Source organism: Streptomyces sp. NPDC043812 (assembly GCF_056436245.1).
The window spans coordinates 22,930-49,813 of sequence record NZ_JBWKCY010000032.1 but is presented as its reverse complement, the minus strand read 5'-3'; the positions used below and the strand labels follow the sequence as shown (position 1 = coordinate 49,813).

Here is a 26,884-nt window from a genome sequence, read left to right as displayed (position 1 = left end):
CCGTGGACCCCGGCCCGGAGCTACTCGTCCTCGGCGAGCGTGAGCTCGACACCGCCCACGAACCCGGCGGAGAGGTTGTAGATGAAGGCGCCGAGCGTGGCCAGCGCTGTGGCCAGCACCACATCGATCACCGCGATGACCGAGGTGAAGACCAGCACCCGCGGCAGCGACAGGAAGGACTGAAGGTCGAAGCCGTTGCTCTCGTTGGAGCCGGTCGCCTCGCTGATCGTCCCGCCGACCGTCGAGAAGACGCCCATCGCGTCCATGACCATCCACAGCACCGCGGCCGCGACCACGGTGCAGATGCCCAGGGCGATGGAGAGCAGGAAGCTGACCTTCATGACCGACCACGGGTCGGCCTTCGCCACACGAAGCCGTGCCTTGCGCGTACGCGGCGTCGTGCGGGCGCCCGTGCGCGGTCGGCGTACGGCGGAGGCGGTCTGCCCGCCCTGCGTCCCGCCCGGCGAGGCATACGCCTGCGGCGGGTGGTACGGCTGCTGACCGGCCTGCTGCTGCGCAGGCTGCTCGCCGCCGAACATGTGCTGCGGGGCCTGAGACCCCCGGGTGTCCGTCACTGTGGTCCCCCTGCCTTCGGCGGTGGTTCCCCCGCCGTGGGAGTCCGCGGCTGGGCCACGGGCACCGTTCGCTCCGGAAGCGGCCGCTCCGGCGCCCGTGGCTCCACTCACGATTTACTCCTCGTGCTCCCCTGCCGAGGACGGGGTGCCCTCGACTGCCGATTCGGTCGCCTCACCGTCGGCCTCTGCAGTCCCGTCGACCTCTTCGGCCTCGCGACCTGCCTCGGCGTTACGAGCGATACCGACCACGGCATCGCGCTTGCCCAGGTTGATCAGTTGGACGCCCATGGTGTCACGGCCCGTCTCCCTGACTTCATTGACTCGCGTACGAATCACACCGCCGCCCAGCGTGATGGCGAGGATCTCATCCGTGTCCTCGACCACCAGCGCACCGACGAGCGATCCGCGGTCCTCCACGATCTTCGCAGCCTTGATTCCGAGGCCGCCACGACCCTGGACGCGGTACTCGTCGACGGCGGTCCGCTTCGCGTACCCACCGTCGGTGGCAGTGAAGACGAACGTACCCGGCCGAACGACATTCATCGAGAGCAGTTCGTCTCCCTCACGGAAACTCATGCCCTTGACGCCGGACGTCGCGCGGCCCATCGGGCGCAGCGCGTCGTCCGTCGCGGTGAACCGGATCGACTGCGCCTTCTTGCTGATGAGCAGCAGATCGTCGTCCGCGGACACCAGCTCCGCACCGATCAGCTCGTCGTCCGCGCCGCTGTCCGTCTCGCGGAGATTGATCGCGATGACGCCGCCCGAGCGGGGAGAGTCGTAATCCTTCAGAGACGTCTTCTTGACCAGACCGGCCTTCGTGGCGAGCACCAGGTACGGCGCGGCCTCGTAGTCACGGATCGCCAGGATCTCGGCGATCTGCTCGTCCGGCTGGAAGGCCAGCAGATTGGCGACATGCTGGCCCCGGGCGTCCCGGCCGGCGTCCGGCAGCTCGTACGCCTTGGCCCGGTAGACCCGGCCCTTGTTGGTGAAGAACAGCAGCCAGTGGTGCGTGGTGGACACGAAGAAGTGGTCGACGATGTCGTCTTCCTTGAGCTTCGTCCCGCGCACGCCCTTGCCGCCGCGCTTCTGCGAGCGGTAGTCGTCGGTTTTGGTTCGCTTCACATAGCCGCCACGCGTGATCGTGACGACGATGTCCTCCTCGGCGATCAGGTCCTCGATGGACATGTCACCGTCGAAGGGCACCAGCTTGGAGCGGCGGTCGTCGCCGAACTTCTCGACCAGCGCGGTCAGTTCCTCGCTGATGATGGTGCGCTGCCTCTCCGGCGAGGCGAGAATCGCGTTGTAGTCGTTGATCTTCGCCTGCAGTTCGTCGTGCTCCTGCACGATCTTCTGACGCTCCAGGGCGGCCAGACGGCGCAGCTGCATCTCGAGGATGGCGTTCGCCTGGATCTCGTCGATCTGCAGCAGGCCCATCAGGCCCTCGCGCGCGACCTCGACCGTGTCACTGCGCCGGATCAGCGCGATGACCTCGTCGATGGCGTCGAGCGCCTTGAGCAGACCCCGCAGGATGTGCGCCCGCTCCTCCGCCTTGCGCAGACGGAACTTGGTCCGCCGGACGATGACCTCGACCTGGTGCGTCACCCAGTGGCGGATGAAGGCGTCGAGGGACAGCGTGCGCGGCACACCGTCGACCAGGGCGAGCATGTTGGCGCCGAAGTTGGTCTGCAGGTCGGTGTGCTTGTACAGGTTGTTGAGCACGACCTTGGCGACCGCGTCCCGCTTCAGCACGATGACCAGTCGCTGGCCGGTACGCGAGGACGTCTCGTCACGGACGTCGGCGATGCCGCCGATCTTGCCGTCCTTGACCAGATCGGCGATCTTCTGCGCGAGGTTGTCCGGGTTGGTCTGGTACGGAAGCTCGGTGACCACCAGGCACTGGCGGTTCTGGATCTCCTCGACCTCGACGACCGCGCGCATGGTGATCGAGCCGCGACCCGTGCGGTACGCCTCCTCGATGCCCTTGCGGCCCACGACCAGGGCGCCGGTCGGGAAGTCGGGCCCCTTGATCCGCTCGATCAGGGCGTCGAGCAGCTCCTCGTGGGTGGCCTCCGGGTGGTCCAACGCCCACTGGGCGCCGGCCGCGACCTCGCGCAGGTTGTGCGGCGGGATGTTGGTGGCCATACCGACCGCGATACCGGCCGAGCCGTTGATCAGCAGGTTCGGGAAACGCGCCGGCAGAACCGTCGGCTCCTGGTTGCGGCCGTCGTAGTTGTCCTGGAAGTCGACGGTCTCCTCGTCGATGTCCCGGAGCATCTCCATGGCCAGCGGCATCATCTTGCACTCGGTGTAGCGCATGGCCGCCGCCGGGTCGTTGCCCGGGGAGCCGAAGTTGCCGTTGGAGTCCACCAGCGGCATCCGCATCGACCACGGCTGCGCCAGGCGGACCAGGGCGTCGTAGATCGAGGAGTCGCCGTGCGGGTGGTAGGTGCCCATGACGTCACCGACGACGCGGGCACACTTGTAGAAGCCCTTCTCGGGCCGGTAGCCGCCGTCGTACATCGCGTACAGCACGCGGCGGTGGACGGGCTTGAGACCGTCCCGTACGTCGGGCAGCGCACGCGACACGATGACGGACATCGCGTAGTCGAGGTACGAGCGCTGCATCTCCGTTTCGAGCCCGACGGGCTCGACACGCAGGGCCAGGGGCTCTTCTTCACCGGTCGTGGCAGGAGTGTTCTCGTCGGCCATTGCTGGTCTTCAGTCCTTTCGTGCGGTCAGCTGAGACCGACTCAGATATCGAGGAAGCGGACGTCCTTGGCGTTGCGCTGGATGAACGAGCGCCGCGCCTCCACGTCCTCACCCATCAGCACCGAGAACAGGTCGTCGGCCTGCGCAGCGTCGTCCAGGGTGACCTGGCCGAGCACCCGGTGGTCCTGGTCCATGGTGGTGATGCGCAGTTCCTCGGCGTTCATCTCGCCGAGGCCCTTGAAGCGCTGGATCGAGTCTTCCTTGATGCGCTTTCCGCCCTGCTTGCCGATCTCGACGAGCGCGTCGCGCTCCCGGTCGGAGTACGCGTACTCGAAGTCGTCGCGGCCCCACTTGATCTTGTAGAGCGGGGGACGGGAGAGGTACACGTGTCCGGCCTCGACCAGCGGTCGCATGAAGCGGAACAGGAACGTCAGCAGCAGCGTGTTGATGTGCTGGCCGTCGACGTCGGCGTCCGCCATCAGGATGATCTTGTGATAGCGGAGCTTCTCGATGTCGAAGTCCTCGTGGACCCCGGTGCCGAAGGCGGAGATCAGCGCCTGGACCTCGGTGTTCTGAAGGATCTTGTCGATCCGCGCCTTCTCGACGTTCAGGATCTTGCCCCGGATCGGCAGGATCGCCTGATACATCGGGTTGCGGCCGGACTTGGCCGAACCGCCGGCGGAGTCACCCTCGACGATGAAGATCTCGCACTTGGTGGGGTCGTTGGACTGGCAGTCGCTCAGCTTGCCCGGCAGCGACGCCGACTCCAGCAGACCCTTGCGGCGTGTCAGATCCCGGGCCTTGCGGGCGGCCACGCGTGCCGTCTGCGCCTGGATGCCCTTGCGGATGATGTCCGCGGCCTCGTTCGGGTTGCGGTCGAACCAGTCGGTGAGCGTCTCGTGGACAACCTTCTGCACGAAGGTCTTCGCCTCGGTGTTGCCCAGCTTGGTCTTCGTCTGTCCCTCGAACTGCGGCTCGCCCAGCTTGACCGAGATGATCGCGGTGAGACCCTCGCGGATGTCCTCGCCGGAGAGGTTGTCGTCCTTCTCGCGCAGCAGTTTCTTGTCGCGCGCGTAGCGGTTGACCAGGCCCGTCAGAGCGGCCCGGAAGCCCTCCTCGTGCGTGCCGCCCTCATGCGTGTGGATCGTGTTCGCGAAGGAGTACACGCCCTCGCTGTACTGGGAGTTCCACTGCATCGCGATCTGGACCGAGAGCATGCGCTCCTTGTCCTCGGCCTCGACATCGATCACGGTCGGGTGGATCAGCTCGCCCTTGCGGGAGTTGAGGTACTTCACGAAGTCGACGATGCCGCCCTCGTAGTGGTACTTCACGCTGCGGGCCGGCGGCTCCTCGACGGCCTCCGCGTCCGGGTCGTCGGCGCCCACGGTTGCCCTCGCGGACTCGCGCTCGTCCGTCAGCGTCAGGGTCAGGCCCTTGTTGAGGAAGGCCATCTCCTGGAAGCGGCGCGAGAGCGTCTCGAAGGAGTAGTCGGTGGTCTCGAAGATGTCGTGGTCGGCCCAGAAGGTAACCGACGTACCGCTGTCGGTGGTCGCTTCGTTCTGTGCCAGCGGAGCCGTGGGCACGCCGAGCTTGTAGTCCTGCGTCCAGCGGTAGCCGTCCGTCCTGACCTCCACGGAGACCCTCGAGGACAGCGCGTTGACCACGGAGACGCCCACACCGTGCAGACCGCCGGAGACGGCGTAGCCGCCGCCGCCGAACTTGCCGCCCGCGTGGAGGACCGTCAGGACGACCTCGACGGCCGGCTTGTTCTCGGAGGGGACGATGCCCACCGGGATACCGCGGCCGTTGTCGACGACCCGCACGCCACCGTCAGCCAGGATCGTGACATCGATGGTGTCGGCGTGGCCGGCGAGGGCCTCGTCGACGGAGTTGTCGACGACCTCGTACACAAGGTGGTGAAGTCCCCGCTCACCGGTCGAGCCGATGTACATGCCGGGCCGCTTGCGGACCGCGTCCAGACCCTCGAGGACGGTGATCGCGCTGGCGTCGTACGAGGCGGTGACCTCGCCGTTTCCACCGGCAGGAGTGGACGGGGTGTTCTCGTTGGGGTTGCCGGAATCGGCCACGAAGCGCCCTTTCTGGCACAGCACAAGCCGTTCTCCGGGCTAGCGGGACCGGCTGCGTCGTTCGGCATCTAATCGACGTGTCCCGCAAGAGGCGCGGGATTCTGCACCAGTCTACCGGTATCGGCGACCCGAATGGGGGTTTGCCGGTGGCTGAGTCCGCACGTGCCGCCCTGAACCGCCTCCGTCCGACTCCCCATATTCGGGAAGGGGCTCCAAGAGGCTCACACCGGCTTTGAGCGCTTCGGCCTGTCAACCTCCCACTACCGTGAGGGACACCTCACCCGCACCGGCCGGTTTCAACCGCCTCAACCCATGACCGCACCGGGCTCCCGGCGCCCTTGGCCGGTGGAGCTCGGCGCTCCGTTCGCAGACGCCGGCGATGCGGTCGTCCGTCGAAGCGGCCGATGGATCGCAGCCGCAGGAGGGGACGGTTCTTCGCCGCAGCGACAAGAACTTCCTGACACCGCAGCCCCTGTTCCGCGCATCATCACGAGGCCGCGCCCGTGCGCTAGCCGTAGGTGTCGCCAGGACCCGTACTGCCGGGGGCACGGAGGGGCCCGTATCTGCGCTGCGGGCCACCGGGCCCCAGCACCTTGATCACCCGGACCGTGCCGTGCCCGAGGTCCTCGTTCAGCCGCGCCACCAGGCGGGGAGCCAACAGCCGCAGCTGCGTCGCCCACGCGGTCGAGTCGCACTGCACCGTCAGCACGCGCTCGTCGGGATCCTCGTCGTAGCGCAGCGGCACGCAGTGTTTGGCCAGGTCCTCGCCGACCATCTGCGGCCAGCGGCCCATCACACCGCCCACCGCGGCCGGGGTCTCCCAGCCGCGCTCCGTGATCAGCCGGTTGATGGCCGCACCCAGCGGCAGGGGGTCACGCCCGTCCGCCCGGGCTCCGGAGCGCAGCCCGCCACCGCGCCTCGCCTGCTTCTTCTGCTGCGCGGCCGCACCGCGGGCCCTCGCCTGCTCCTTGGCCGCGCGCAGCGCGACCCGCGCGAGGTCCACGCCGGACGCCTCGGGAACCTTGGGGCTCTCGTTCTCGCTCATACGCGCTCCACGGTTCCGTCGGCCACCGCGTACCGCACGCCGGTCAGGACTCCGGGGACGTCGTCGTCGACGGCCGCGGTCACCAGCACCTGCTCGCCCGGGGCCACCAGTTCGGCGAGCCGCTCACGCCGCCGCGTGTCGAGCTCCGCGAACACGTCGTCGAGCACCAGCACCGGCTCGTTGCCCTCCGCGCGCAGCAGGTCGTAGGAGGCGAGCCGCAACGCCAGCGCGTACGACCAGGACTCGCCGTGGCTCGCATACCCCTTCGCCGGCATCTGTCCCAGCCTGAGCAGCAGCTCGTCGCGATGGGGACCCACCAGGGTCACCCCCCGCTCGATCTCCTGCTTCCGCGCCTCGGCCAGTGCGGACATCAGCTGCTCGAGCAGCTCCTCGCGCGTGGTGGGGCCGCCGTGTTCCCCACCTTGCGGGCCGGAGGAGGAACGGTACTCCAGGGCAATCGGGCCGCCGCCGGGAGCAAGGGCCTCGTAGGCCTTGTCGGCCAGCGGCTGCAGGGTGCTGATCAGGTCCAGACGCTGGGCGAGCACCTCGGCCCCGACCCGTGCCAGATGCTGGTCCCACACATCCAGCGTGGACATGTCCATGGAACGCCCGCCGTGCCTGCGCGCCATCGCCGCCGACTTCAGCAGGGTGTTGCGCTGCTTCAGTACCCGGTCGTAGTCCGAACGCACTCCGGCCATCCGCGGCGAGCGGGCCACAACGAGCTCGTCGAGGAAACGACGGCGCTCACCGGGATCGCCCTTCACCAGCGCCAGATCCTCCGGAGCGAACAGCACGGTGCGGACTATCCCCAGCACGTCACGCGGTCTGACCTGCGAGGACCTGTTGATACGCGCGCGGTTCGCCTTGCCCGGGTTGAGCTCCAGCTCGACGAGCTGGGAGCGCTCGCCCTGGGTGACGGCCGCCCGGATGACCGCCCGGTCGGCGCCCATGCGCACCAATGGCGCGTCCGAGGACACCCGGTGGCTGGCGAGTGTGGCCAGATAGCCGACCGCCTCCACGAGGTTGGTCTTGCCCTGACCGTTCGCTCCCACGAACGCGGTGACGCCCGGATCGAGAGGGACCTCGACCCGGGCGTACGAGCGGAAGTCGGCCAGCGACAGATGCGTGACGTGCATGGTGTGACGCCGACCTTCCCCCGGCGAGGCTGTGCAGCGCGGTGCACAGCCTGTGGACTACTTCTTGCTCTCCACCGCGTGGCCACCGAACTGGTTGCGCAGGGCCGCGATCATCTTCATCTGCGGGGAGTCGTCCTGACGGGACGCGAACCGCGCGAACAGCGATGCGGTGATCGCAGGCAGCGGCACGGCGTTGTCGATGGCGGCCTCCACCGTCCACCTGCCCTCGCCGGAGTCCTGTGCGAAACCGCGCAGTTGGTCGAGGTGCTCGTCCTCGTCGAGAGCGTTGACCGCGAGGTCGAGCAGCCAGGAGCGGATGACCGTGCCCTCCTGCCAGGAGCGGAAGACCTCGCGCACGTCGGTGACCGAGTTGACCTTCTCCAGCAGCTCCCAGCCCTCGGCGTAGGCCTGCATCATGGCGTACTCGATGCCGTTGTGGACCATCTTGGCGAAGTGGCCGGCGCCGACCTTGCCCGCGTGGACCGCGCCGAACTCGCCCTCGGGCTTGAGCGCGTCGAAGATCGGCTGAACCTTCTCGACGTTCTCGGCGGTACCGCCGTACATCAGCGCGTAGCCGTTCTCCAGGCCCCAAACGCCGCCGGAGACGCCGCAGTCGACGAAGCCGATGTCCTTGATGCCCAGCTCGACGGCGTGCTTCTCGTCGTCGGTCCAGCGGGAGTTGCCGCCGTCGACGACGACGTCGCCGGGAGACAGCAGCTCGGCGAGCTCGTCGATCGTGGACTGGGTCGCGGCACCGGCCGGGACCATCACCCAGATGACCCGCGGGCCCTTCAGCTTGCCCACAAGCTCTTCAATGCTGTGGACATCCGCGAGATCCGGGTTGCGGTCGTAGCCGATGACGGTGTGGCCTGCGCGGCGAATGCGCTCGCGCATGTTGCCGCCCATCTTGCCGAGGCCGACGAGACCGAGCTCCATCAGAGATTCCTCAATCGTTGTGTGCCGTGTTCCTACCCGTGTCCGAGACTACGCCCGGACACGGGTGCACACCTGTGGGGTCAGGCGCTCAGAAGCCGCTGCTCAGCCGCTCAGCCGTACCGGCATGATGAGGTACTTGTACGCCTCGTCCGCCTCGGCATCCATGGCGGGCTTGCCGCTCAACAGCGCGGGCTTGGTGGACGTGGTGAACGACAGCTGGGCGACCGGCGAGTCGATGGCGCTCAGGCCGTCCAGCAGGAAGGTCGGGTTGAACGCGATCGAGATGTCGTCGCCCTCCAGCTGGGCGTCCACACGCTCCACAGCCTGTGCATCGTCGCTGGAACCGGCCTCGAGGATGAGCACGCCCTGCTCGAAGCTCAGACGCACCGGGGTGTTCCGCTCGGCGACCAGGGCCACGCGCTTGACGGCCTCGACGAACGGCGCGGTCTCGATGACCGCCACCGAATTGAACTCGGTCGGGAACAGAGTGCGGTACTTCGGCAGGTCGCCCTCGAGCAGCCGGGTCGTGGTCCGCCGCCCGGCGCCCTCGAAACCGATAAGGCCCTCGCCGGCACCGGAGCCGGACAGCGCCAGGGTGACCGTGTCACCGCTGGTCAGCGCCTTGGCAGTGTCCAGAAGCGTCTTGGCGGGCACCAGGGCGACCGCGGAGGCGTCCGGGTTCTCGGGCTTCCACAGGAACTCGCGGACCGCGAAGCGGTAGCGGTCGGTGGACGCCAGCGTGACGGTGTCGCCCTCGATCTCGATGCGCACACCGGTGAGGACCGGGAGGGTGTCGTCGCGGCCGGCAGCAATGGCCACCTGCGCGGCGGCGGAGGCGAACACCTCACCGGGGACGGTGCCCGTCGCGGTCGGCATCTGCGGCAGCGCGGGGTACTCCTCCACAGGCAGGGTGTGGAGTGTGAATCGCGAGGATCCGCAGACCACGGTCGCCCGTACACCGTCTGTGGAAATCTCCACCGGGCGGTTGGGGAGGGCCCGGCAGATGTCGGCAAGCAGGCGGCCGGAGACGAGCACGGTGCCGTCCTCGTCGACCTCCGCCTCCACGGAGACACGCGCCGAGACCTCGTAGTCGAAGCTCGAGAAGCTCAGGGCGCCGTCCTCCGCCTTCAGAAGAAGGCCTGCGAGAACGGGCGCCGGCGGACGGGCCGGAAGGCTCCGGGCCACCCAGGCCACCGCCTCCGCGAGTACATCGCGCTCCACCCGGATCTTCACCGGAACCGCCTCCTGCTGTTGCTGGCTCGCCCTGCTGGCCTTCGTCGTCGGCTTGATGCCGGGGACCAGTCTGACGCACGGCGCCGACAGCTGGTGCGGGTCGGGGTCAAGTCGTGCCGAGCGGCAGGCGAGGGTCCGGGCCCGAGTTGTGCACAGGCCCCTCTTCCAAGCGAATTTCCCGGTAACTCTAAGTGGGAGTAGTAGTAGGGGCTGTGGAAACCGTGGATAACGCTGTCCATGCAGGTCAGGGCCGGTTTTTTGTCCACCGCGCCTGTGGGCGGGACCAGTGGACAACCCACTGCTTCTGTGGACGGCGGAAAGTTCTGCACACCCGATGCACAGCCCACAGGGACTTCTCCCCAGTGCTGTCCCCAGCTTTACCCACGTTCCCCACAGGCCAACCTGGCTCGTTGGTGTGACGGCTTTCACTCGACCCGGTGAGGAGGGGTGTTGCGTTGCCGAACAGTGGACAGAGGTGGGGAAAAGCTGTGGGCAACGTGCCCCTGCCTGTGGGCTGCCGGTGGACAACGTGGATCAAGAGCTGTGGACAGTTTCTGGGTCCACAGTCTGTGGACGGCGTTCGGCCACAAATCCACAACCGGCTGACCTGGTCCTACCGTGTTCTCACAGGCCGACCTGTGGACTGAGCCTGGACAACTTTTCAGTCCCCAGGCTGTGGAAGGAAGATCGTCCCCACTTCTGTGGAGAAGGCCCCGCCCGCGCCACGTATTCGAACACGGCGGGTCCGGCCGAGTGGACAACCTGCTCCCGGGAGGTGCCCATGAGGCGCCACGGACGAGCCGCGACGGGCTCCGCGGACGACAAGACGGGCTCCGCGAACGACAAAGGGCGGCCTCGGGATCCCGTCCCGAGGCCGCCCTGGTCGTGCCGGCGGCTGCGTCAGCCGTTCTTGATGCGGTTGGTGAGCTCGGTGACCTGGTTGTAGATCGAGCGCCGCTCGGCCATGAGCGCGCGGATCTTGCGGTCGGCGTGCATCACGGTCGTGTGATCCCGTCCACCGAACTGGGCGCCGATCTTCGGCAGCGACAGATCCGTGAGCTCCCTGCAGAGGTACATCGCGATCTGGCGCGCCGTCACCAGCACACGGCTGCGCGACGATCCGCACAGATCCTCGACCGTCAGCCCGAAGTAGTCGGCCGTGGCGGCCATGATGGCGCCCGCGGTGATCTCGGGGGCGGCGTCCTCACCACCGGGGATCAGGTCCTTGAGGACGATCTCGGTGAGGCCGAGGTCCACAGGCTGCCGGTTCAGCGACGCGAACGCGGTGACCCGGATCAGCGCACCCTCCAGCTCCCGGATGTTCCGGGAGATGCGGGACGCGATGAACTCCAATACCTCCGGCGGGGCGTTGAGCTGTTCCTGGACTGCCTTCTTGCGCAGGATCGCGATACGCGTCTCCAGCTCGGGAGGCTGGACGTCGGTCGTCAGGCCCCACTCGAAGCGGTTCCGCAACCGGTCCTCCAGCGTCATCAGCTGCTTGGGGGGCCGGTCCGAGGACAGCACGATCTGCTTGTTGGCGTTGTGGAGCGTATTGAAGGTGTGGAAGAACTCCTCCTGCGTCGACTCCTTGCTCGCCAGGAACTGGATGTCGTCGACCAGCAGGATGTCCACATCGCGGTAACGCTTGCGGAAGGTGTCGCCCTTGCCGTCGCGGATCGAGTTGATGAACTCGTTGGTGAACTCCTCGGAGCTCACGTACCGCACGCGGGTGCCGGGGTAGAGGCTGCGTGCGTAGTGCCCGATGGCGTGCAGCAGATGCGTTTTGCCCAGCCCCGACTCCCCGTAGATGAACAGGGGGTTGTACGCCTTGGCCGGTGCCTCGGCGACCGCGACGGCAGCGGCGTGCGCGAACCGGTTGGACGCACCGATGACGAACGTGTCGAACAGGTACTTGGGGTTCAGGCGGGCATGCGGCTCGCCCGGGCCGGGCGCGGGCGCCGGCTTCGCGCCGAGCGGGCCCGGCGCCCCATGAGGACCGCGGTGGGGAGCCGACTGCTCGGGCAGCTCGTGGCGCTCGGACCGCGGATCGTACTGCTGCCGCTCCGGTGGCTGTGGCTGCCGGTAGTCGTGCTGGGACCTGCTCGGCGGCGCCGAGGCATAGGGATCGCGCTCCTGGAAGCCGCCGAGCCGCTGCTGCTGCCAGGACAGGTCCTCCTGGGCACGAGGCCAGACGCCCGGCTCGGGGCGCTGCTGCTGGTACTCGGGATAGGAAGGCCGCACATTCGGCAGACCGTCGTCGGGCGCCGGGCGGCGACCGTAGCCGTCATAGGGGTCGCTGCGCCGCGGGCTGTCGTACGAGTCGCTCTGGCGCGGGCCGTCGTAGGAGTCGCTCTGCCGGGGCTCGTCGTGCTGCGGGCCCTGATAGTGCGACGGCTGCTGATGGGCCGGCGGAGCCTGTGGTGCCGGGGCCTCGCCCACGGAGTCGTCCACAGTGATGGCGATCCGGATCGGGCGGCCGCACTCCCGGCTGAGGGTCTCGCTGATCAGCGGGGCGAGCCTGCCTTCGAGTACGCGCTTGCCCCATTCGTTGGGGACGGCGAGCAGCGCGGTGTCTGCCACGAGCGCCAGCGGCTGGCATCGCTCGATCCACTGTTTGTCCTTGGGCTCTACGCCCTGCTGGCCCTCGTCGAGGAGCTGTTCCAGCACTCGTGGCCACACTGCGGCAAGATCGGCAGGTACGTCAGCCACAAAGCACGCTCTCTCGCAGGTCCCACGAATGTGTGGTTCTCGGGACGGGATGGGAAGACAGGCAGGAAAAGATTCCAAGTTCAGCCACGGTAGTCAGGCCGACCCATGCGGTTCAAGTTGTTGTCCACAGCCTGTGCACAGTGTGCACTGCCGTCGGCCTGGTTTGACCGAATGGCGTAGCCGCGCGTACCGTAACCAGGTCGAGTTGTCGATGGCTGCTGCCGCCTGCCTCCGATGGGCAAAGATCACGATCTGTGATTGTGAAGCGGTGCACTCGGGCGTAAACGCGAGCTACTCGTGGGCGCACGGTGACAGCCAGGCGATGTCCCGCCATCAACGAATCATTTCTGGAGCCCCCGAGTGAGCAAGCGCACCTTCCAGCCGAACAACCGTCGTCGTGCGAAGACCCACGGTTTCCGCCTGCGCATGCGTACCCGTGCCGGTCGCGCCATCCTGGCGAACCGCCGCAGCAAGGGTCGCGCCAACCTGTCCGCCTGATCACTTACAGGTCATGACGTGCTGCCTACCGAGAATCGGCTGAGGCGGCGCGAGGACTTCGCGACTGCGGTACGACGAGGACGCCGGGCAGGACGCCCGCTACTCGTCGTCCACCTACGAAGCGGTGCAACGGACCCGCACGCGCCTGGGGAGAGCGCCTCCCCGACGTGTGCGGGTTTCGTCGTGAGCAAGGCAGTGGGTGGAGCCGTCATACGCAACAAGGTCAAGCGGAGACTGCGCCACCTCATGCGCGATCGGCTCCCCAAGCTGCCCCCCGGTAGCCTGGTGGTCGTACGGGCGCTGCCCGGTGCGGGCGACGCCGAATATGAACAGCTGGCCCGAGACCTGGACGCCGCTCTGCAGCGGCTGCTGGGAGGGGGCGCGCGATGAAGTACCCACTGCTGGCACTGATCAAGCTGTACCAGTGGACGATCAGCCCGCTGCTGGGACCTGTCTGCAGGTATTACCCGTCGTGTTCCCACTACGGATTTACGGCCATCGACCGGCATGGCGTGGTGAAAGGCACAGCCCTGACCGCCTGGCGAATCCTGCGGTGTAATCCGTGGTCGCCGGGCGGTGTGGACCATGTGCCGCCGCGCAAGCGCCCTCGGTGGCACGAAATGCTGCGCGATGCCTTGCGCGGCAGCAAGGGCGGGCACTCCGCCGCTGATGTGCCTGCCCCGGGATCGGCACCCGAAGCCCCGAGCCCCGCCGCAGAGACCTCGCCCAATGCTCAAGGAGCCTGATTAGTGGACACGATTGCCAGTCTCTTCAGTTTTATCACCACACCTGTCTCGTGGATCATCGTCCAGTTCCACTCCCTCTACGGGGCGATCTTCGGCCCGGACACGGGCTGGGCCTGGGGACTGTCCATCGTGTCGCTGGTGATCCTCATCCGGATCTGCCTGATCCCGCTCTTCGTGAAGCAGATCAAGTCGACCCGGAACATGCAGGCGCTCCAGCCGAAGATGAAGGCGATCCAGGAGCGCTACAAGAGCGACAAGCAGCGTCAGTCCGAAGAGATGATGAAGCTGTACAAGGAGACGGGCACGAACCCGCTCTCCTCGTGCCTTCCCATCCTGGCGCAGTCGCCGTTCTTCTTCGCGCTGTACCACGTGCTGAGCAAGATCGCCTCGGGAGACACCATCGGTGTCCTCAACCAGAGCCTGGTGGACAGTGCTCAGCGAGCCCACATCTTCGGTGCTCCGATCGCCGCGAAGTTCATGGACAACCCGGCCAAGGTCGAGGCGCTGGGCGCCACCCTGACGGACGTCCGCATTGTCACCTCGATCATGATCATCATGATGTCGGCGTCGCAGTTCTACACGCAGCGCCAGCTGATGCAGAAGAACGTCGACCTCACGGTCAAGACGCCTTACATGCAGCAGCAGAAGATGCTGATGTACATCTTCCCGGTGATCTTCGCCGTCATGGGCATCAACTTCCCCGTCGGTGTTCTCGTCTACTGGCTGACCACCAACGTGTGGACCATGGGCCAGCAGATGTACGTGATCAACCAGAACCCGACCCCGGGCAGCAAGGCCCAGGACGCGTACCTGCAGCGTCTGCTCAAGAGCGTCAACTCGCAGGGCGCGGTCCGTTCGCGGCGCAAGCGCGGTGTCGTTCAGGCAATCGTGGCCAAGGGCACGGACCGTAACGACAACGAGCGCCGGTTCATCACCGGGCTGGCCAAGGCCGGTCTGACCGCTCAGGCGGACGGCACCGTGATCAAGGGTGAGACTGCTCTCCAGGATGCCGAGGGCGCAGGCGCACAGAGGCGTCAGCAGCCCAAGCGGCAGAGCAAGGCACAGCGCCAGTCCGCCGCTGCCCAGGGCGGCGTGGCCAAGAGCTCCGAGGACGTGAGCGATTCCGCCTCGAAGACGTCGCTGCAGAAGGGCGAGACCGCCAACGGCACCTCGACCAAGGCAGCCGGTGGCAAGGCCGCCGGATCCGCTCGCCAGCCCAAGTCCGGACAGCGCAAGGGGCAGCAGCGCCCCAAGCACCCGTCGTCCAAGAAGTAAGAAGGAGTCCATCCGTGACGGAAGGCACCATCTCCGCCGCCGCCGAGGGTGGCGACACCCTGACCCGCCTTGAGCAGGAAGGGGAGATCGCAGCCGACTACCTCGAGGGTCTGCTGGACATCGCCGATCTTGACGGCGATATCGACATGGACGTCGAGGCGGACCGGGCGGCAGTCTCGATCATCAGCGATGCCGGCAGCCGGGATCTGCAGAAGCTCGTGGGACGGGACGGCGAGGTCCTCGAAGCCCTTCAGGAGCTGACGCGTCTGGCCGTGCACCGCGAGACCGGTGACCGCAGCAGGCTGATGCTCGACATCGGCGGCTTCCGGGCGCAGAAGCGCACGGAGCTTGCCGAGCTCGGTGCGAAGGCCGCCGACGAGGTCAAGTCCACGGGGCAGCCCGTGAAGCTCGACCCGATGACGCCCTTCGAGCGCAAGGTCGTTCACGACGCGGTTGCGGCCGCCGGTCTGCGCAGCGAGTCCGAGGGCGAGGAGCCTCAGCGCTTCGTCGTCGTGCTCCCTGCCTGAGCCTGTTGTTCTGTCGGCCCCGTCTGTGTTCGCAGGCGGGGCCGATCTTTGTCAGCCTGATAGTCAGCCACCACAGTCCGCATGTGCGGCAGTGCGGTACGGAAGGACGGTTCCCGTGACGGAGGCAGCAGAGCTTCCCCAGGCCCCCGAGGCTGCACGGAGGGTATTCGGTGAGTTCTTTCCGGAGGCTGTGCGGTACGCGGAGTTGCTCGCGGACGCCGGGGTGAAGCGTGGCCTGATCGGCCCCCGCGAGGTGCCTCGGTTGTGGGAGCGGCATCTGCTCAACTGCGCCGTGCTCTCGGAAGTCGTGCCCGAGGGCGTGACCGTGTGCGACGTCGGTTCCGGTGCCGGACTTCCGGGTATTCCGCTGGCTCTGGTGCGGCCGGACCTGAAGATCACGCTGCTCGAACCCCTGCTGCGGCGGACGAACTTTCTGCAGGAAGTCGTCGAGCTGCTGGGGCTCGACCATGTGACCGTGGTCCGTGGGCGCGCCGAGGAGATGCTCGGCAAGGTGCCCCCTGTCCACGTGGTGACAGCGCGCGCTGTGGCACCTCTGGACCGGTTGGCCGGCTGGGGTGTGCCTCTGCTGCGTCCTTACGGCGAGATGCTTGCACTCAAGGGCGATACGGCCGAAGAGGAGCTCCAGGGGGCTCGGGCCGCTCTGAGCAAGCTCGGTGTGGTGGAGACCTCGGTCCTTCAGGTCGGCGAGGGGATCGTCGATCCGCTGTCCACCGTCGTGCGCGTGGAGGTGGGCGAGAGCCCGGGCGGTGTGAGGTTCGCCGCCAAGCGAGCCAAGGCGGCCAGGACCAGCCGAACGCGCCGTCGCCGCTGAGCTGCGACTCCGCTGAGCCATACAAGCTTCCATACGTACGCATTTCGGAGTGTCGTCCCGGTTGGCTCCTGCGGCACGTGCATCGTGTTTCACGTGAAACGTCGCTCACTGCTGCAGGGAATCATCAGCCGCGGCCGTGCGGCCGCCCCGACGAGGGGTCGGAAGCCCCTCGTGCGGGCTACGGACTTGTCCACAGAGGTGGATTCCTCCACAGAACCACGGGCCTCGCTGGTTCACGACCCCGAAAGCATGGCAGGCTCTGTTCATTGCGAGCCTGATGTCGAGGAGAGTGAATCCTTGCGGTCCGACGCCAACATCGCGGGACCGATGACCGATCCGGTCCCCGGTCCCCGTACCGAGTCCACGGGGGAGGATGTTTCACGTGAAACACCGCCTCCGATGGATGACACCCCCATTGGCCGTGCTGCTCAGCTGGCTGTGGAGGCGCTGGGGCGTGCCGGTGAGGGGTTGCCCCGACCTGACCAGACGCGCGTCATGGTTGTCGCCAACCAGAAGGGCGGCGTAGGCAAGACCACCACCACGGTCAACCTCGCCGCCTCGCTCGCCCTTCACGGAGCGCGCGTTCTGGTCGTGGACCTCGACCCCCAGGGGAACGCCTCCACGGCGCTGGGGATCGACCACCATGCCGAAGTTCCCTCGATCTATGACGTCCTGGTGGACAGCAAGCCACTCTCCGAGGTGGTACAGCCTGTCCCCGACGTCGAAGGACTCTTCTGCGCTCCCGCCACCATCGATCTCGCCGGTGCGGAGATCGAGCTGGTGTCGCTGGTGGCGCGGGAGAGCAGACTCCAGCGGGCCATCCAGGCGTACGAGCAGCCCCTGGACTACATCCTCATCGACTGTCCGCCGTCGCTCGGGCTGCTGACCGTGAACGCGCTTGTCGCCGGTGCGGAAGTACTCATCCCGATCCAGTGCGAGTACTACGCGCTGGAAGGGCTCGGTCAGCTGCTCCGCAATGTCGACCTGGTGCGAGGGCATCTGAACCCTTCGCTGCATGTCTCGACGATTCTGCTGACCATGTACGACGGTCGGACACGGCTCGCCTCGCAGGTGGCGGACGAGGTGCGCAGCCACTTCGGTGACGAGGTCCTGCGCACGAGCATCCCCCGATCGGTACGTATCTCCGAGGCGCCGAGCTATGGCCAGACGGTGCTCACCTATGATCCGGGTTCCAGTGGTTCCCTGTCGTACCTCGAGGCTGCCCGTGAGATCGCACTGCGGGGTGTCGGGCTCCACTACGACCCGCAGCATGCGCATGCGGGTCAGAACACTCAGCAGAACATGTCGGAGGGGATCCAGTGAGTGAGCGACGTAGAGGATTGGGGCGTGGGCTCGGTGCGCTGATTCCCGCGGCTCCCCAGGAGCAGCAGGTGACCCCGGCGTCCGGGGCGACGGGGTCTCAGTCCTCGACTCCCGTGTTGACCGCGGAACGCGGAGTGGCGGCGGCCAAGGTCGCCAAGCTGCCCGCCGCTGCCGCGCCGTCAGACGCCGCCATCTCGGCTGATCCGGAGCCTGCCTCGCAGCCGAGCGAGCCGGCCGGAGCGCACTTTGCCGAGGTGCCCCTCGATGCGATCACCCCCAACCATCGCCAGCCGCGCGAGGTGTTCGACGAGGACGCTCTGGCGGAGCTGGTCACTTCGATCAAGGAAGTCGGGCTGCTGCAGCCGGTCGTCGTGCGGCAGTTGGGACCGGATCGCTATGAGCTCATCATGGGTGAGCGGCGCTGGCGGGCATGCCGTGAGGCGGGTCTTGAGCGAATCCCTGCGATCGTTCGGCACACCGAGGACGAGAAGCTTCTGCTCGATGCCCTGCTGGAGAACCTCCACCGGGCGCAGCTGAACCCGCTGGAGGAGGCAGCCGCCTACGACCAGCTGCTCAAGGACTTCAACTGCACGCATGACCAGCTTGCCGACCGCATCGGGCGTTCTCGTCCACAGGTCTCCAACACGCTGCGTCTGCTGAAGCTCTCCCCGCCCGTGCAGCGCAGGGTCGCCGCCGGCGTTCTGTCGGCCGGCCATGCTCGAGCCCTGCTCTCTGTGGACGACTCCGCGGAGCAGGACCGACTGGCCCACCGCATCGTTGCCGAAGGGCTGTCGGTGCGTGCCGTGGAGGAGATCGTCACGCTGCTCAATTCGGAGCAGAAGAGCTCGCCCAAGCCGAAGGGACCGCGTGCCGGGACGCGGCTGTCTCCCGCATTGAGCGATCTTGCCTCGCGGCTCTCCGACCGCTTCGAGACGAGGGTGAAGGTCGACCTCGGGCAGAAGAAGGGAAAGATCGTCGTCGAGTTCGCCTCGATAGACGATCTGGAGAGGATCCTCGGCACACTGGCCCCGGGTGAGGGACGAGTCCTGGAGAAGGGGCTGGGTGACGAGCCCGGCGAGGGCGAGGACACCTGAGCACCTCAGCTGCCACTGTCAGCAGGGCGGGTCGCGTTCCTTTCAGGGAATGCGACCCGCCCTTTGCCGTTGTGCGGTATCCGTGTCGGGGCTGGGTGGATACGATGCGTTCTGGTATGACGCATCCACCTTGAGCCATCTCGGAAGGAGGGCGGGGGCCACATGCGAGCGGTGAGCCGCGGCCAACTGGTGACAGCAGGTCTTGGACTTGGGGCAGTAGGCGGATTCGTCAGCAGCCTGCTTCGGGAGAGGAGCGCTCTGGCAGCCGCGCGTAGTGCGGCATATCAGGGAAGTGAGGAACAGCCTTCATGGGGCGTCGGCTCGTACCGCTCACGCTGGACAACCTTTCGGACCTTCCCAAGCGCTGTCGTGCGTGTGTCTTCTGGGAACTTGATCCGGTCAGCGGAGAAGCCGCAGTAAGAGCGGGGACACCTCAGCTCGAGAAGGAAGCCTGGATCTCCGCAGTTCTTCTCGAGTGGGGATCCTGCGGTCGCGTGGTCTATGTAGACGAGGTGCCGGTGGGATTCGTTCTCTACGCTCCTCCGGCCTATGTGCCGCGATCGATGGCCTTCCCCACGAGCCCTGTGGCGGCGGACGCGGTCCAGCTCATGACGGCCTGGGTCATGCCGGGATATCAGGGTCAGGGGCTGGGGCGGGTCATCGTGCAGACCGTCGCCAAGGATCTGTTGCGGCGTGGCTTCCGGGCGATCGAGGCTTTCGGGGACGCCCGTTGGAAGGAGCCCGCCTGTATGTTGCCGGCTGACCACTTGCTGGCTGTCGGGTTCAAGACAGTGCGCCCGCATCCCTCGCACCCCCGGCTGAGGCTTGAGCTGCGCACCACGCTTTCATGGAAGGAAGACGTGGAGCTGGCACTGGACCGTCTGCTGGGCGCCGTACAGAAGGAACCGGTGCTGCGTCCGCTGTGATGCGCACACGAAGATGGGCTCATCCCCTGAGGGGATGAGCCCATACGTGTTTCACGTGAAACAACGACCCACGCTTACTCGCCGATGAAGCCCTCGAGGTCGCGGACGATCGCGGCCTTCGGCTTGGCGCCGACGATGGTCTTGGCGACCTCGCCGTTCTGGTAGACGTTCAGCGTCGGGATGGACATGACGCCGTACTTCGCCGCGGTGGCAGGGTTCTCGTCGATGTTGAGCTTCACGACCTGGATCTTGTCACCGTGTTCGGCCGCGATGGCCTCGAGCGACGGCGCGATCTGACGGCACGGACCGCACCAGGCGGCCCAGAAGTCCACCAGTACAGGCTTGTCGCTCTTGAGGACGTCTTCCTCGAAGGAGTCGTCAGTCACGTTCTTCAGGGCGCCGGCCACGGCGGCCTCCTAACTTTCTGCGGGTGTGAGGGGAGAGGAGTTGAGGGTCAGACCACGGGGGTCTTCTCGGGCTCGGCGGCCTTCTCGCTGTCCGAGAGCGCAGCCAGGAATCGCTCGGCGTCCAGAGCGGCGGAGCAGCCGGTGCCCGCGGCCGTGATTGCCTGGCGGTAGGTGTGGTCAACGACATCGCCGGCGCCGAAGACACCCGTCAGGCTGGTGCGCGTGGAGGGCGCAGCCACCTGCAGGTAACCCTCGTCGTCCAGTTCGAGCTGGCCCTTGAACAGCTCCGTCCGCGGGTCGTGGCCCACGGCGATGAACAGGCCGGTGACGGCCAGCGGCGACGTCTCGCTGGTCTTCGTGTTGCGCAGCGTCAGACCGGACAGCTTCTGGTCCCCGTGGATCTCCGCCACCTCGCTGTCCCAGGCGAAGGAGATCTTCGGGTCGGCGAAGGCACGCTCCTGCATGGCCTTGGAGGCGCGCAGAGTGTCGCGACGGTGGACGATCGTGACGGACTTGGCGAAGCGCGAGAGGAAGGTGGCCTCCTCCATAGCGGTGTCGCCGCCGCCGATGACGGCGATGTCCTGGTCCTTGAAGAAGAACCCGTCACACGTGGCGCACCAGGAGACGCCACGTCCGGAGAGGGCGTCCTCCTTCGGCAGCCCCAGCTTGCGGTGCTGCGAGCCGGTGGTGACGATCACTGCCTTGGCCCGGTGGACCGTGCCGGCGGTGTCCGTGACGGTCTTGATCTCACCCGTGAGGTCAACAGCCACGACGTCGTCCGGCACGAGCTCTGCGCCGAAGCGCTCGGCCTGGGCACGCATGTTGTCCATGAGGTCCGGGCCCATGATGCCGTCGCGGAAGCCGGGGAAGTTCTCCACATCGGTCGTGTTCATCAGCGCCCCACCGGCGGTGACGGCTCCCTCGAACACCAGCGGCTGCAACGATGCGCGCGCGGTGTACAGCGCGGCCGTATAGCCCGCGGGCCCGGAGCCGATGATGATCACATTACGGACGTCGCTCACGGGTTTCTTCCTCGTCTCTGCAGACTGCCAACTGCCTACGGGGTGGGTTCACGGACTCTCACCCCACCCAACGGATCCTACGGGGCTTGCATTCCCTAGGTGTCGGAGCGGCACAGACAAGGTCTCAGCGGCGTGGGTAGGTCTCCGTCAGCAGCAGCGTTCCCGCAGGCTCGGCGTCATTGCCGACACACGCCGCATCGACCACATAGGCCTGGACACGAGCGCTGTCCGTGGCGTGGGGCAGCACCAGCAGGTACGCAGCGACGCCCTTGTACCTGCCTTGTTCGAAGGCAATGGGGCGATCCGAGCGACCTGTCCCCTGCTGAATACAGGAGGGGACGGATGCGCCAGGTGAGCTCTTGGGTGAGATCGGAGAGGAGTCGCTGCCGACCGACGGCGCCTTCTCGATCTTCGGCTCGTTGGCCGCGGTGTCGGCCGCCAAGAGGGTGCTCACACGCTTCTGGACCGGAGAGCCGGAGAATTCGGTCGGGTCCCCCGACGTGGCGCTGACGCTCGCATCGTTTGCTGCGCCGCTGTCACTGCCCGAGGGGTTCTGGACCGACTGCAGGAGCATCACGCTCACGCCGATGGCGGCTGCACCGAGGACTGCGCCGAGAACCGCTGTGCGCCGCCGGCGTGACCGCCGGTTCCGGCCGGGGCCGGTTGCCGCACGTGAATGACCCGCGGGCCGGTCGGTAGCTGTCGAGGTGGTGTCCAGGGCCGACTGCGCAACCGATGTTTCACGTGAAACATCGGCGGCCCTCATGGGTGTGGTCGCATCCAGGAGCGCTTCGGCAGCCAAGGCGGCATCGATGCGGCCCGCGATGTCGTTCGGCATACGGCCTGCCTCCGGCAACGTGCCGAGCAGTCCGCGGATCTCCTCGAGAGAACTGCGGACGTCCGCGCACAGCGGGCAGCCATCGAGATGCCGTCGTACCTCACCCGCGCGGGACGGAGAAAGAAGGCCCTCGGTGAGGTCGGAGATCTCCGATACGTCCGGGTGCCGAGTCGTGTCGGCCGAGGATGTCACGCGCGCCCACCTCCGCCCTTCACGGCTGCAGGGCCATTGGGCCCTGGTTCGCTTGCTCCCGACTCCGGTGGGACGGATGTCCCCGGCGTCCGGTTCCTTCCCCTGCCGAGATCGGGGTTATCCCCGCCCTCGGCCCGCAGGTGAGTGAGCATCGGCAGCAATCTGGCCCGGCCACGGGCGCACCGGCTTTTGACCGTCCCTGTGGGGACCTCCAGGACGCGCGCCGCCTCGGCCACGGGATACCCCTGCATGTCGACCAGCACGAGTGCGGCCCGCTGTTCCAGTGGGAGCTTCGACAGTGCCGCCAGGAGCTCACGATGGAGGTCGTGCCGTTCAGCCGGTGCCTCCGCCGACTCATGCGGCTCCAGCAGCTGTTCCAGGCGCTCGGGGTCGTCGACGGGGGAGGTCTTGCGGGACGCCGCCTTGCGGGCACGGTCGAGGCAGGCGTTCACCGTGATGCGATGCAGCCAGGTGGTGACAGCGGACTGCCCGCGGAAGGTGTGGGCCGCACGGAAGGCGGAGATGAGGGCGTCCTGGACCGCGTCCGCGGCTTCCTCCCTGTCCCCCAGGGTGCGCAGCGCTACCGCCCACAGCCGGTCGCGGTGCCGCCGGACGAGCTCACCGAACGCATCGGGGTCCCCGGCGACATGGCGAGCCAGGAGATCTCGATCAGTGTCCGCATCCACCGAGATCCTCCCCTTCCCGTTCGGAGTGCCAGAGATCGGTACGCGGGCGGGATCTATCCCGCCTGCTCGCCCTTGATTCTGATCTCTGAGATGCCGCCTCGGAAAGAGCCCGGGGAGCCATCAGTCGGCAGTGACGTTATGCGGATCAGCACGTAGCGCGCCTTCACCGGCGCGTCCAGTTCCTTCGTGAGCGTGCTACCTGCCTGCTCCAGCTCGGTGAGCCGTTGGTCGAACCCGTCCAAGGTGGTCGGTTGGGAAGCCGATGCGTCGGCGGCCAGCAACTCCACGGTCTGACCGGCTCGGTAGAAATCGATCTCGATCGCCGACAGGTCCTGCGCCCTCCCGAGGTCGACAATGAGGCCGCTGCCCTCCTTGCGGCTGGGGAGATTGCCGAAATTGGGGAAGCCTCGGTACTGAGGCGTCACCCACGCGGTCTGAGGATCGCCGTCGATGGCGTTGTCGACCTGATCCTGCTGGATGCCCGAGCCGTGCGGCATGAACTCCATGGCGGCGTCGATGGGCAGCTCCGCCAGAGGCTTCTTGGGCTTGTCGCCACTCTCGCCCGGTGTCTGCGTGGTGTTGGTGTCCCCGGTGTTCTTGTCGTCGTCGAGGAGCTTGTCGGCGACCTGCCAGCTGCCGAGGCCCAGTGCGGCGATCAACAATGCGCACACAGTCCACTTCAGCGCCTTGCCGGTGCGGCTCTGGAGCGGTGCGGGAGGGAGCGGTGCCGACTGGGTGGCGCCCCCGCCCGGGCGGACGGCGGGACGTCCGTAGTTGCCCTGCTGGTAGGTCGTGCGCTGATAGTCCGGCGGGGCGGTGAACGTCGGCTCCGGCGGGCGGATACGCGGCATCTCCGCGACGGCTTTCGCGAGTTCGTCGGGAGTGGTGCAGGGCGGCTCCTGGCGGGAGGCGGTGGCGCCGTCGTTGACGAGCGCTCGCATGGCGAGCTCGGAGAGCCCACGGTGCACGCCGGCCCGCACCTGGTCCGGAGCGACGAGGCCTACGCCCTTGGGGAGCCCGGAGAGGCCATAGGCGTCGTTCTCGTACGGCCAGCGCTGGGTGAGCGCGGCGTACAGCAGGGCACCGATCGCCTCGGTGTCGGTGCGCTGGGGGCCGTCGGCGGAGATGCCGCGCAAGGCGGCATTCACCGCGAGGCCGCGGATGCGGTACTGACCGGTCGATGTTCGCAGAACGGCGCCGGGGGTGAGGCGCAGGTGCGCGAGGCCTTCACGGTGGGCTGCGGCCATGGCCAACGACACCTGCTCGACGAGCTGGTAGGCATCGTGCGGTTCGAGCGGCCCAGCCGCCAGGAGCGCGGTGAGTTCGACCGCGTCCGGGAGCCACTCATGAACGACGTAGACGAGGTCGTTCTCCTCGACGGCGTCGAGGACCTGGACGAAGCGAGGGTCTCCGAGCAGCGCGGAGGACCGTGCGGCCGCGAGCACAGACCGGGCCCGGGGGTGATCGGCGGGCAGGAGGTGGACTCCGACAGCCCGCCGCAGTTTCTCGTCGACGGCACGCCAACTGCTGAAACCGTCCAGACGGGTGACGCACTCCTCGAGTCGGTAGCGTCTGGCAAGTTTGTGCCCGCTGTGCAGTTCGGGTGCAGAGGTGGAGGGCTCCCCGCCCCGCGCCTCGCTGTCCGTCCCTGGTGCGGTCATCTCCGCAGTCTTCTGGGATTCAGCCGCCCCGTCGGTCGTGGCCTTGCCCGCCTGAGCGGTCAGCGGTTCGTCCCCGCCGTTGTCGGCCACGTCGACGGCAGCCGTGCTACGTTCCGCCACCGTCGTTCCTGCCTCCCCATCCGTTGCGCCATATCCAAACGCCATGCCAATTGTGCCCACAGTCGGACGCTATGCACGACACGCGGGGTCCGACGATGGTTGTGCCAGAACCCGACTGTCCTAGCGACCGAGACGGCCGCGGACCATGCCGACCAGGGCGTTGAGTTCCTCGATGCGCATCCGCTTCGCAGCAACGAAGAAGACGCCCAGCAGCACGACCCCGCCCGCCACCAGCGCCACCAGCGAACCTCCGGCGCCGCTTCCCAGGCCCTTGGTGATACCGAAGGCGACTGCGCCCGCTGCGACTGCGGCCGGCACGGACGCCATCGACAGCCGCGCATAGGTCCGCATCACATGGGAGCCGTCCAGATCGCCGCCAAGGCGGTTCTTGAGCCGACGCCAGGCGACGCCCACGCCCACGGCGTAGGCGAGCCCGTAGGAGGCGCCCATGCCGACGACTGCCCACCGCGCGGGAAGCAATGTGTAACAGAGGGCGGATGCACCGGCGTTGACCGCAGCAACAATGACCGTGTTGTAGAAGGGCGTCCGGGTGTCCTCGTACGCATAGAAACCGCGCAGCACGACGTACTGCACGGAGTACGGGATGAGGCCGAGTCCGAAGGCCATCAGGATGAAGCCCATGCCCTGTGCGGCCTCGTGACCGCTGGACGCGAACAGCAGGGACGACATCGGGACGCCGAGTGCGAGGAAGGCGAAGGAAACCGGGACGATCGCCACCGCGGAATTGCGCAGGCCCTGCGAGATGTCGTCCCGTACGGCGCCTGGATCGTTGTCGTGGGCGGCGCGTGAGATTCGCGGCAGGAGGGCCGCCATCACGGAGACGGTGATGATCGCCTGCGGCATACCCCAGATCAGCTGGGCGTTGGCGTACGCGATGAACCCGGCGCCCTGTCGGCCCGAAGCCTGACCTGCCGCGGTCGCCAACTGTGTGACGACGAGCACGCCGGCCTGGTTGGCAAGGACGAACAGCACCGTCCACTTCGCCAGTTTGACCGTCTTGCCGAGTCCGTGGCCCTTCCAGTCGAAACGGGGGCGGAAGCGGAAGCCCGTCTCACGCAGGTACGGGATCATCGCCAGTGCCTGGACGACGAGACCGAGCAGTGTGCCGATGCCCAGCAGGCGTACACCCTCCGGCGGGATCGTCTGCACGCCCATCTGCGACTCGGCGGAGGTGCCGTACACCCAGATGAACAGGCCGAACGTGGTGATCATGACGATGTTGTTGAGGACCGGAGTCCACATCATCGCGCCGAACTTCCCCCGCGCGTTGAGGATCTGCCCCATGACCACGTGGATGCCCATGAAGAAGATCGTGGGCAGGCAGTAGCGGGCGAAGGTGACCGCCACACTGTTCGCCGCCTGATCGCTGGCGATCGTGTCGGACATCAGCCTGATGAGCAGCGGGGCGGCGAAGACAGCAAGGCCGACGATGGCGCCGAGCGCCACCATCACGAGCGTCAGCAGCCGGTTGGCGTAGGCCTCGCCGCCGTCGTTGTCATCCTTCATCGCACGCACCAGCTGCGGGACGAAGACCGAGTTCAACCCGCCGCCGACGGTGAGGATGTAGATCATCGTCGGCAGGGTGTAGGCGATGGTGAAGGTGTCACCGAGGAGTGCGGCTCCGAGAGCAGCCGTGATCACCAGGCTGCGCAGGAATCCGGTGAGGCGGGAGACCAGCGTGCCGGCCGCCATCACCGCACTGGACTTGAGGAGGCCGGAGGCTCGTCCGGCCGGCTTCTTGGGTGCGGGGGTCGCAGGCATGGCTTCAGGGGCGGGAGCCGGCCGGCCGGAGGCCTGCTGGTCCCGGAAGAGGTGGGCGAACGCATCCGGCTCGGGCTGTTCCTCGCTCGCCCGGGTTACGAGGTCGTCGACGCCTGTGAACTGGGTGGTTCGGGCGTCGTCCCCGTACGGAAGGTGTCGGGAGGGGCCCTCGGGTTCGGGTGGCGGGGTCTGTGCCCAGACACGTGGGTCGGGGGCGTGCTGGGGCGACGCAGGCTGCTGGTAGAGCGGCTGCGGTGCCTGGTAGGTGCCCGGAGGCGGTGGCGGATGCGCCGAGCGGTCGTAGAGCGCTTCGGTCACAGGGTCCTGGGCCGACAGATCCTGCGCCTGGAACGGATCATGGGCGTAGGCGTCCTGGAGGTAGGGATCCTGTGCGTACGGGCTCTCCGCGTGCTGTTCGGAAGTGGGCTGATGCGGCGGCGGGACCGGGCCGGACGGGTTCCCACCCGCGTCCTGCCCCCGGTCACCGTCGTACGGCGCGTTCATGACTACCCCACCTCATCGTCC

The 26,884-nt window shown here is 67.3% G+C and carries 23 protein-coding genes; 9 read left to right on the top strand and 14 right to left on the bottom strand.

Going from position 1 to position 26,884, the window contains the following annotated elements:
• Positions 1–20: 20 nt before the first annotated feature.
• The 8 genes from AC067Z_RS33325 to dnaA form a co-directional block, all read right to left on the bottom strand.
• Entirely contained in the window at positions 21–686 is a 666-nt protein-coding gene (locus tag AC067Z_RS33325) for a DUF3566 domain-containing protein (RefSeq protein ID WP_478793392.1), read from the bottom strand.
• 3 nt (positions 687–689) lie between these two features.
• Entirely contained in the window at positions 690–3,284 is a 2,595-nt protein-coding gene (gyrA, locus tag AC067Z_RS33320) for a DNA gyrase subunit A (RefSeq protein WP_478793391.1), read from the bottom strand.
• A 41-nt stretch (positions 3,285–3,325) separates the two neighbouring features.
• Positions 3,326–5,395, bottom strand: a complete 2,070-nt coding sequence (gene gyrB / locus AC067Z_RS33315) for a DNA topoisomerase (ATP-hydrolyzing) subunit B (RefSeq protein ID WP_478793390.1) — start codon at positions 5,393–5,395, stop codon at positions 3,326–3,328.
• Between the two features lie 484 nt (positions 5,396–5,879).
• The gene (locus AC067Z_RS33310; RefSeq protein WP_478793389.1) at positions 5,880–6,416 is read right to left on the bottom strand and encodes a DciA family protein; all 537 of its coding nucleotides are present in this window, start codon (positions 6,414–6,416) and stop codon (positions 5,880–5,882) included.
• Complete coding sequence (gene recF / locus AC067Z_RS33305) at positions 6,413–7,552, bottom strand: DNA replication/repair protein RecF (protein ID WP_478793388.1); 1,140 nt, start codon at positions 7,550–7,552, stop codon at positions 6,413–6,415. The genes AC067Z_RS33310 and recF overlap by 4 nt, the downstream gene beginning before the upstream one ends.
• Before the next feature lie 57 nt (positions 7,553–7,609).
• Entirely contained in the window at positions 7,610–8,488 is an 879-nt protein-coding gene (gene gnd, locus AC067Z_RS33300; RefSeq protein ID WP_478793387.1) for a phosphogluconate dehydrogenase (NAD(+)-dependent, decarboxylating), read from the bottom strand.
• Positions 8,489–8,590: 102 nt separating this feature from the next.
• The gene (dnaN, locus tag AC067Z_RS33295; protein WP_478793386.1) at positions 8,591–9,721 is read right to left on the bottom strand and encodes a DNA polymerase III subunit beta; all 1,131 of its coding nucleotides are present in this window, start codon (positions 9,719–9,721) and stop codon (positions 8,591–8,593) included.
• A gap of 900 nt (positions 9,722–10,621) precedes the next feature.
• Positions 10,622–12,430: a chromosomal replication initiator protein DnaA gene (dnaA, locus tag AC067Z_RS33290; protein ID WP_478793385.1), complete on the bottom strand. Its 1,809-nt coding sequence runs from the start codon at positions 12,428–12,430 to the stop codon at positions 10,622–10,624.
• A 360-nt stretch (positions 12,431–12,790) separates the two neighbouring features.
• Between dnaA and rpmH the strand changes: the two genes are divergently transcribed.
• From rpmH to AC067Z_RS33245, 9 genes are all read left to right on the top strand, one after another.
• Positions 12,791–12,928, top strand: a complete 138-nt coding sequence (rpmH, locus tag AC067Z_RS33285; RefSeq protein ID WP_018846094.1) for a 50S ribosomal protein L34 — start codon at positions 12,791–12,793, stop codon at positions 12,926–12,928.
• 18 nt (positions 12,929–12,946) lie between these two features.
• Complete coding sequence (gene rnpA / locus AC067Z_RS33280; protein ID WP_478793384.1) at positions 12,947–13,318, top strand: ribonuclease P protein component; 372 nt, start codon at positions 12,947–12,949, stop codon at positions 13,316–13,318.
• Positions 13,315–13,674: a membrane protein insertion efficiency factor YidD gene (gene yidD, locus AC067Z_RS33275; protein ID WP_478793383.1), complete on the top strand. Its 360-nt coding sequence runs from the start codon at positions 13,315–13,317 to the stop codon at positions 13,672–13,674. Before rnpA ends, yidD begins: the two co-directional genes overlap by 4 nt.
• A 3-nt stretch (positions 13,675–13,677) precedes the next feature.
• On the top strand, positions 13,678–14,949 hold the full coding sequence (gene yidC, locus AC067Z_RS33270) for a membrane protein insertase YidC (protein WP_478793382.1): 1,272 nt from the start codon (positions 13,678–13,680) through the stop codon (positions 14,947–14,949).
• A 14-nt stretch (positions 14,950–14,963) separates the two neighbouring features.
• Positions 14,964–15,476: a Jag family protein gene (locus tag AC067Z_RS33265; protein ID WP_478793381.1), complete on the top strand. Its 513-nt coding sequence runs from the start codon at positions 14,964–14,966 to the stop codon at positions 15,474–15,476.
• 115 nt (positions 15,477–15,591) lie between these two features.
• The gene (gene rsmG / locus AC067Z_RS33260) at positions 15,592–16,308 is read left to right on the top strand and encodes a 16S rRNA (guanine(527)-N(7))-methyltransferase RsmG (protein ID WP_478793380.1); all 717 of its coding nucleotides are present in this window, start codon (positions 15,592–15,594) and stop codon (positions 16,306–16,308) included.
• Between the two features lie 249 nt (positions 16,309–16,557).
• Positions 16,558–17,631 carry a ParA family protein gene (locus tag AC067Z_RS33255; protein WP_478793379.1) on the top strand — a complete coding sequence of 358 codons (1,074 nt, stop codon included), beginning with the start codon at positions 16,558–16,560 and terminating at the stop codon, positions 17,629–17,631.
• Positions 17,628–18,725 carry a ParB/RepB/Spo0J family partition protein gene (locus AC067Z_RS33250; RefSeq protein ID WP_478793378.1) on the top strand — a complete coding sequence of 366 codons (1,098 nt, stop codon included), beginning with the start codon at positions 17,628–17,630 and terminating at the stop codon, positions 18,723–18,725. The genes AC067Z_RS33255 and AC067Z_RS33250 overlap by 4 nt, the downstream gene beginning before the upstream one ends.
• Positions 18,726–19,033: 308 nt before the next feature.
• On the top strand, positions 19,034–19,651 hold the full coding sequence (locus AC067Z_RS33245; RefSeq protein ID WP_478793377.1) for a GNAT family N-acetyltransferase: 618 nt from the start codon (positions 19,034–19,036) through the stop codon (positions 19,649–19,651).
• Between the two features lie 74 nt (positions 19,652–19,725).
• Here the strand turns inward: AC067Z_RS33245 and trxA are convergent, their stop codons facing one another.
• The 6 genes from trxA to murJ form a co-directional block, all read right to left on the bottom strand.
• Positions 19,726–20,058 carry a thioredoxin gene (gene trxA, locus AC067Z_RS33240; protein ID WP_264245425.1) on the bottom strand — a complete coding sequence of 111 codons (333 nt, stop codon included), beginning with the start codon at positions 20,056–20,058 and terminating at the stop codon, positions 19,726–19,728.
• Positions 20,059–20,105: 47 nt separating this feature from the next.
• Positions 20,106–21,080 carry a thioredoxin-disulfide reductase gene (trxB, locus tag AC067Z_RS33235; RefSeq protein ID WP_478793376.1) on the bottom strand — a complete coding sequence of 325 codons (975 nt, stop codon included), beginning with the start codon at positions 21,078–21,080 and terminating at the stop codon, positions 20,106–20,108.
• 124 nt (positions 21,081–21,204) lie between these two features.
• A complete protein-coding gene (locus tag AC067Z_RS33230; protein WP_478793375.1) occupies positions 21,205–22,110 on the bottom strand; it encodes a zf-HC2 domain-containing protein in 906 nt (301 codons plus the stop codon).
• Positions 22,107–22,796 (bottom strand): RNA polymerase sigma factor SigM, encoded by a 690-nt coding sequence (gene sigM, locus AC067Z_RS33225; protein ID WP_478793374.1) that lies wholly within the window; start codon positions 22,794–22,796, stop codon positions 22,107–22,109. The genes AC067Z_RS33230 and sigM overlap by 4 nt, the downstream gene beginning before the upstream one ends.
• Positions 22,797–22,849: 53 nt before the next feature.
• Positions 22,850–24,577 carry a protein kinase family protein gene (locus AC067Z_RS33220; protein WP_478793373.1) on the bottom strand — a complete coding sequence of 576 codons (1,728 nt, stop codon included), beginning with the start codon at positions 24,575–24,577 and terminating at the stop codon, positions 22,850–22,852.
• A gap of 120 nt (positions 24,578–24,697) precedes the next feature.
• Positions 24,698–26,863 carry a murein biosynthesis integral membrane protein MurJ gene (murJ, locus tag AC067Z_RS33215; protein WP_478793372.1) on the bottom strand — a complete coding sequence of 722 codons (2,166 nt, stop codon included), beginning with the start codon at positions 26,861–26,863 and terminating at the stop codon, positions 24,698–24,700.
• Between the last annotated feature and the right edge of the window lie 21 nt (positions 26,864–26,884).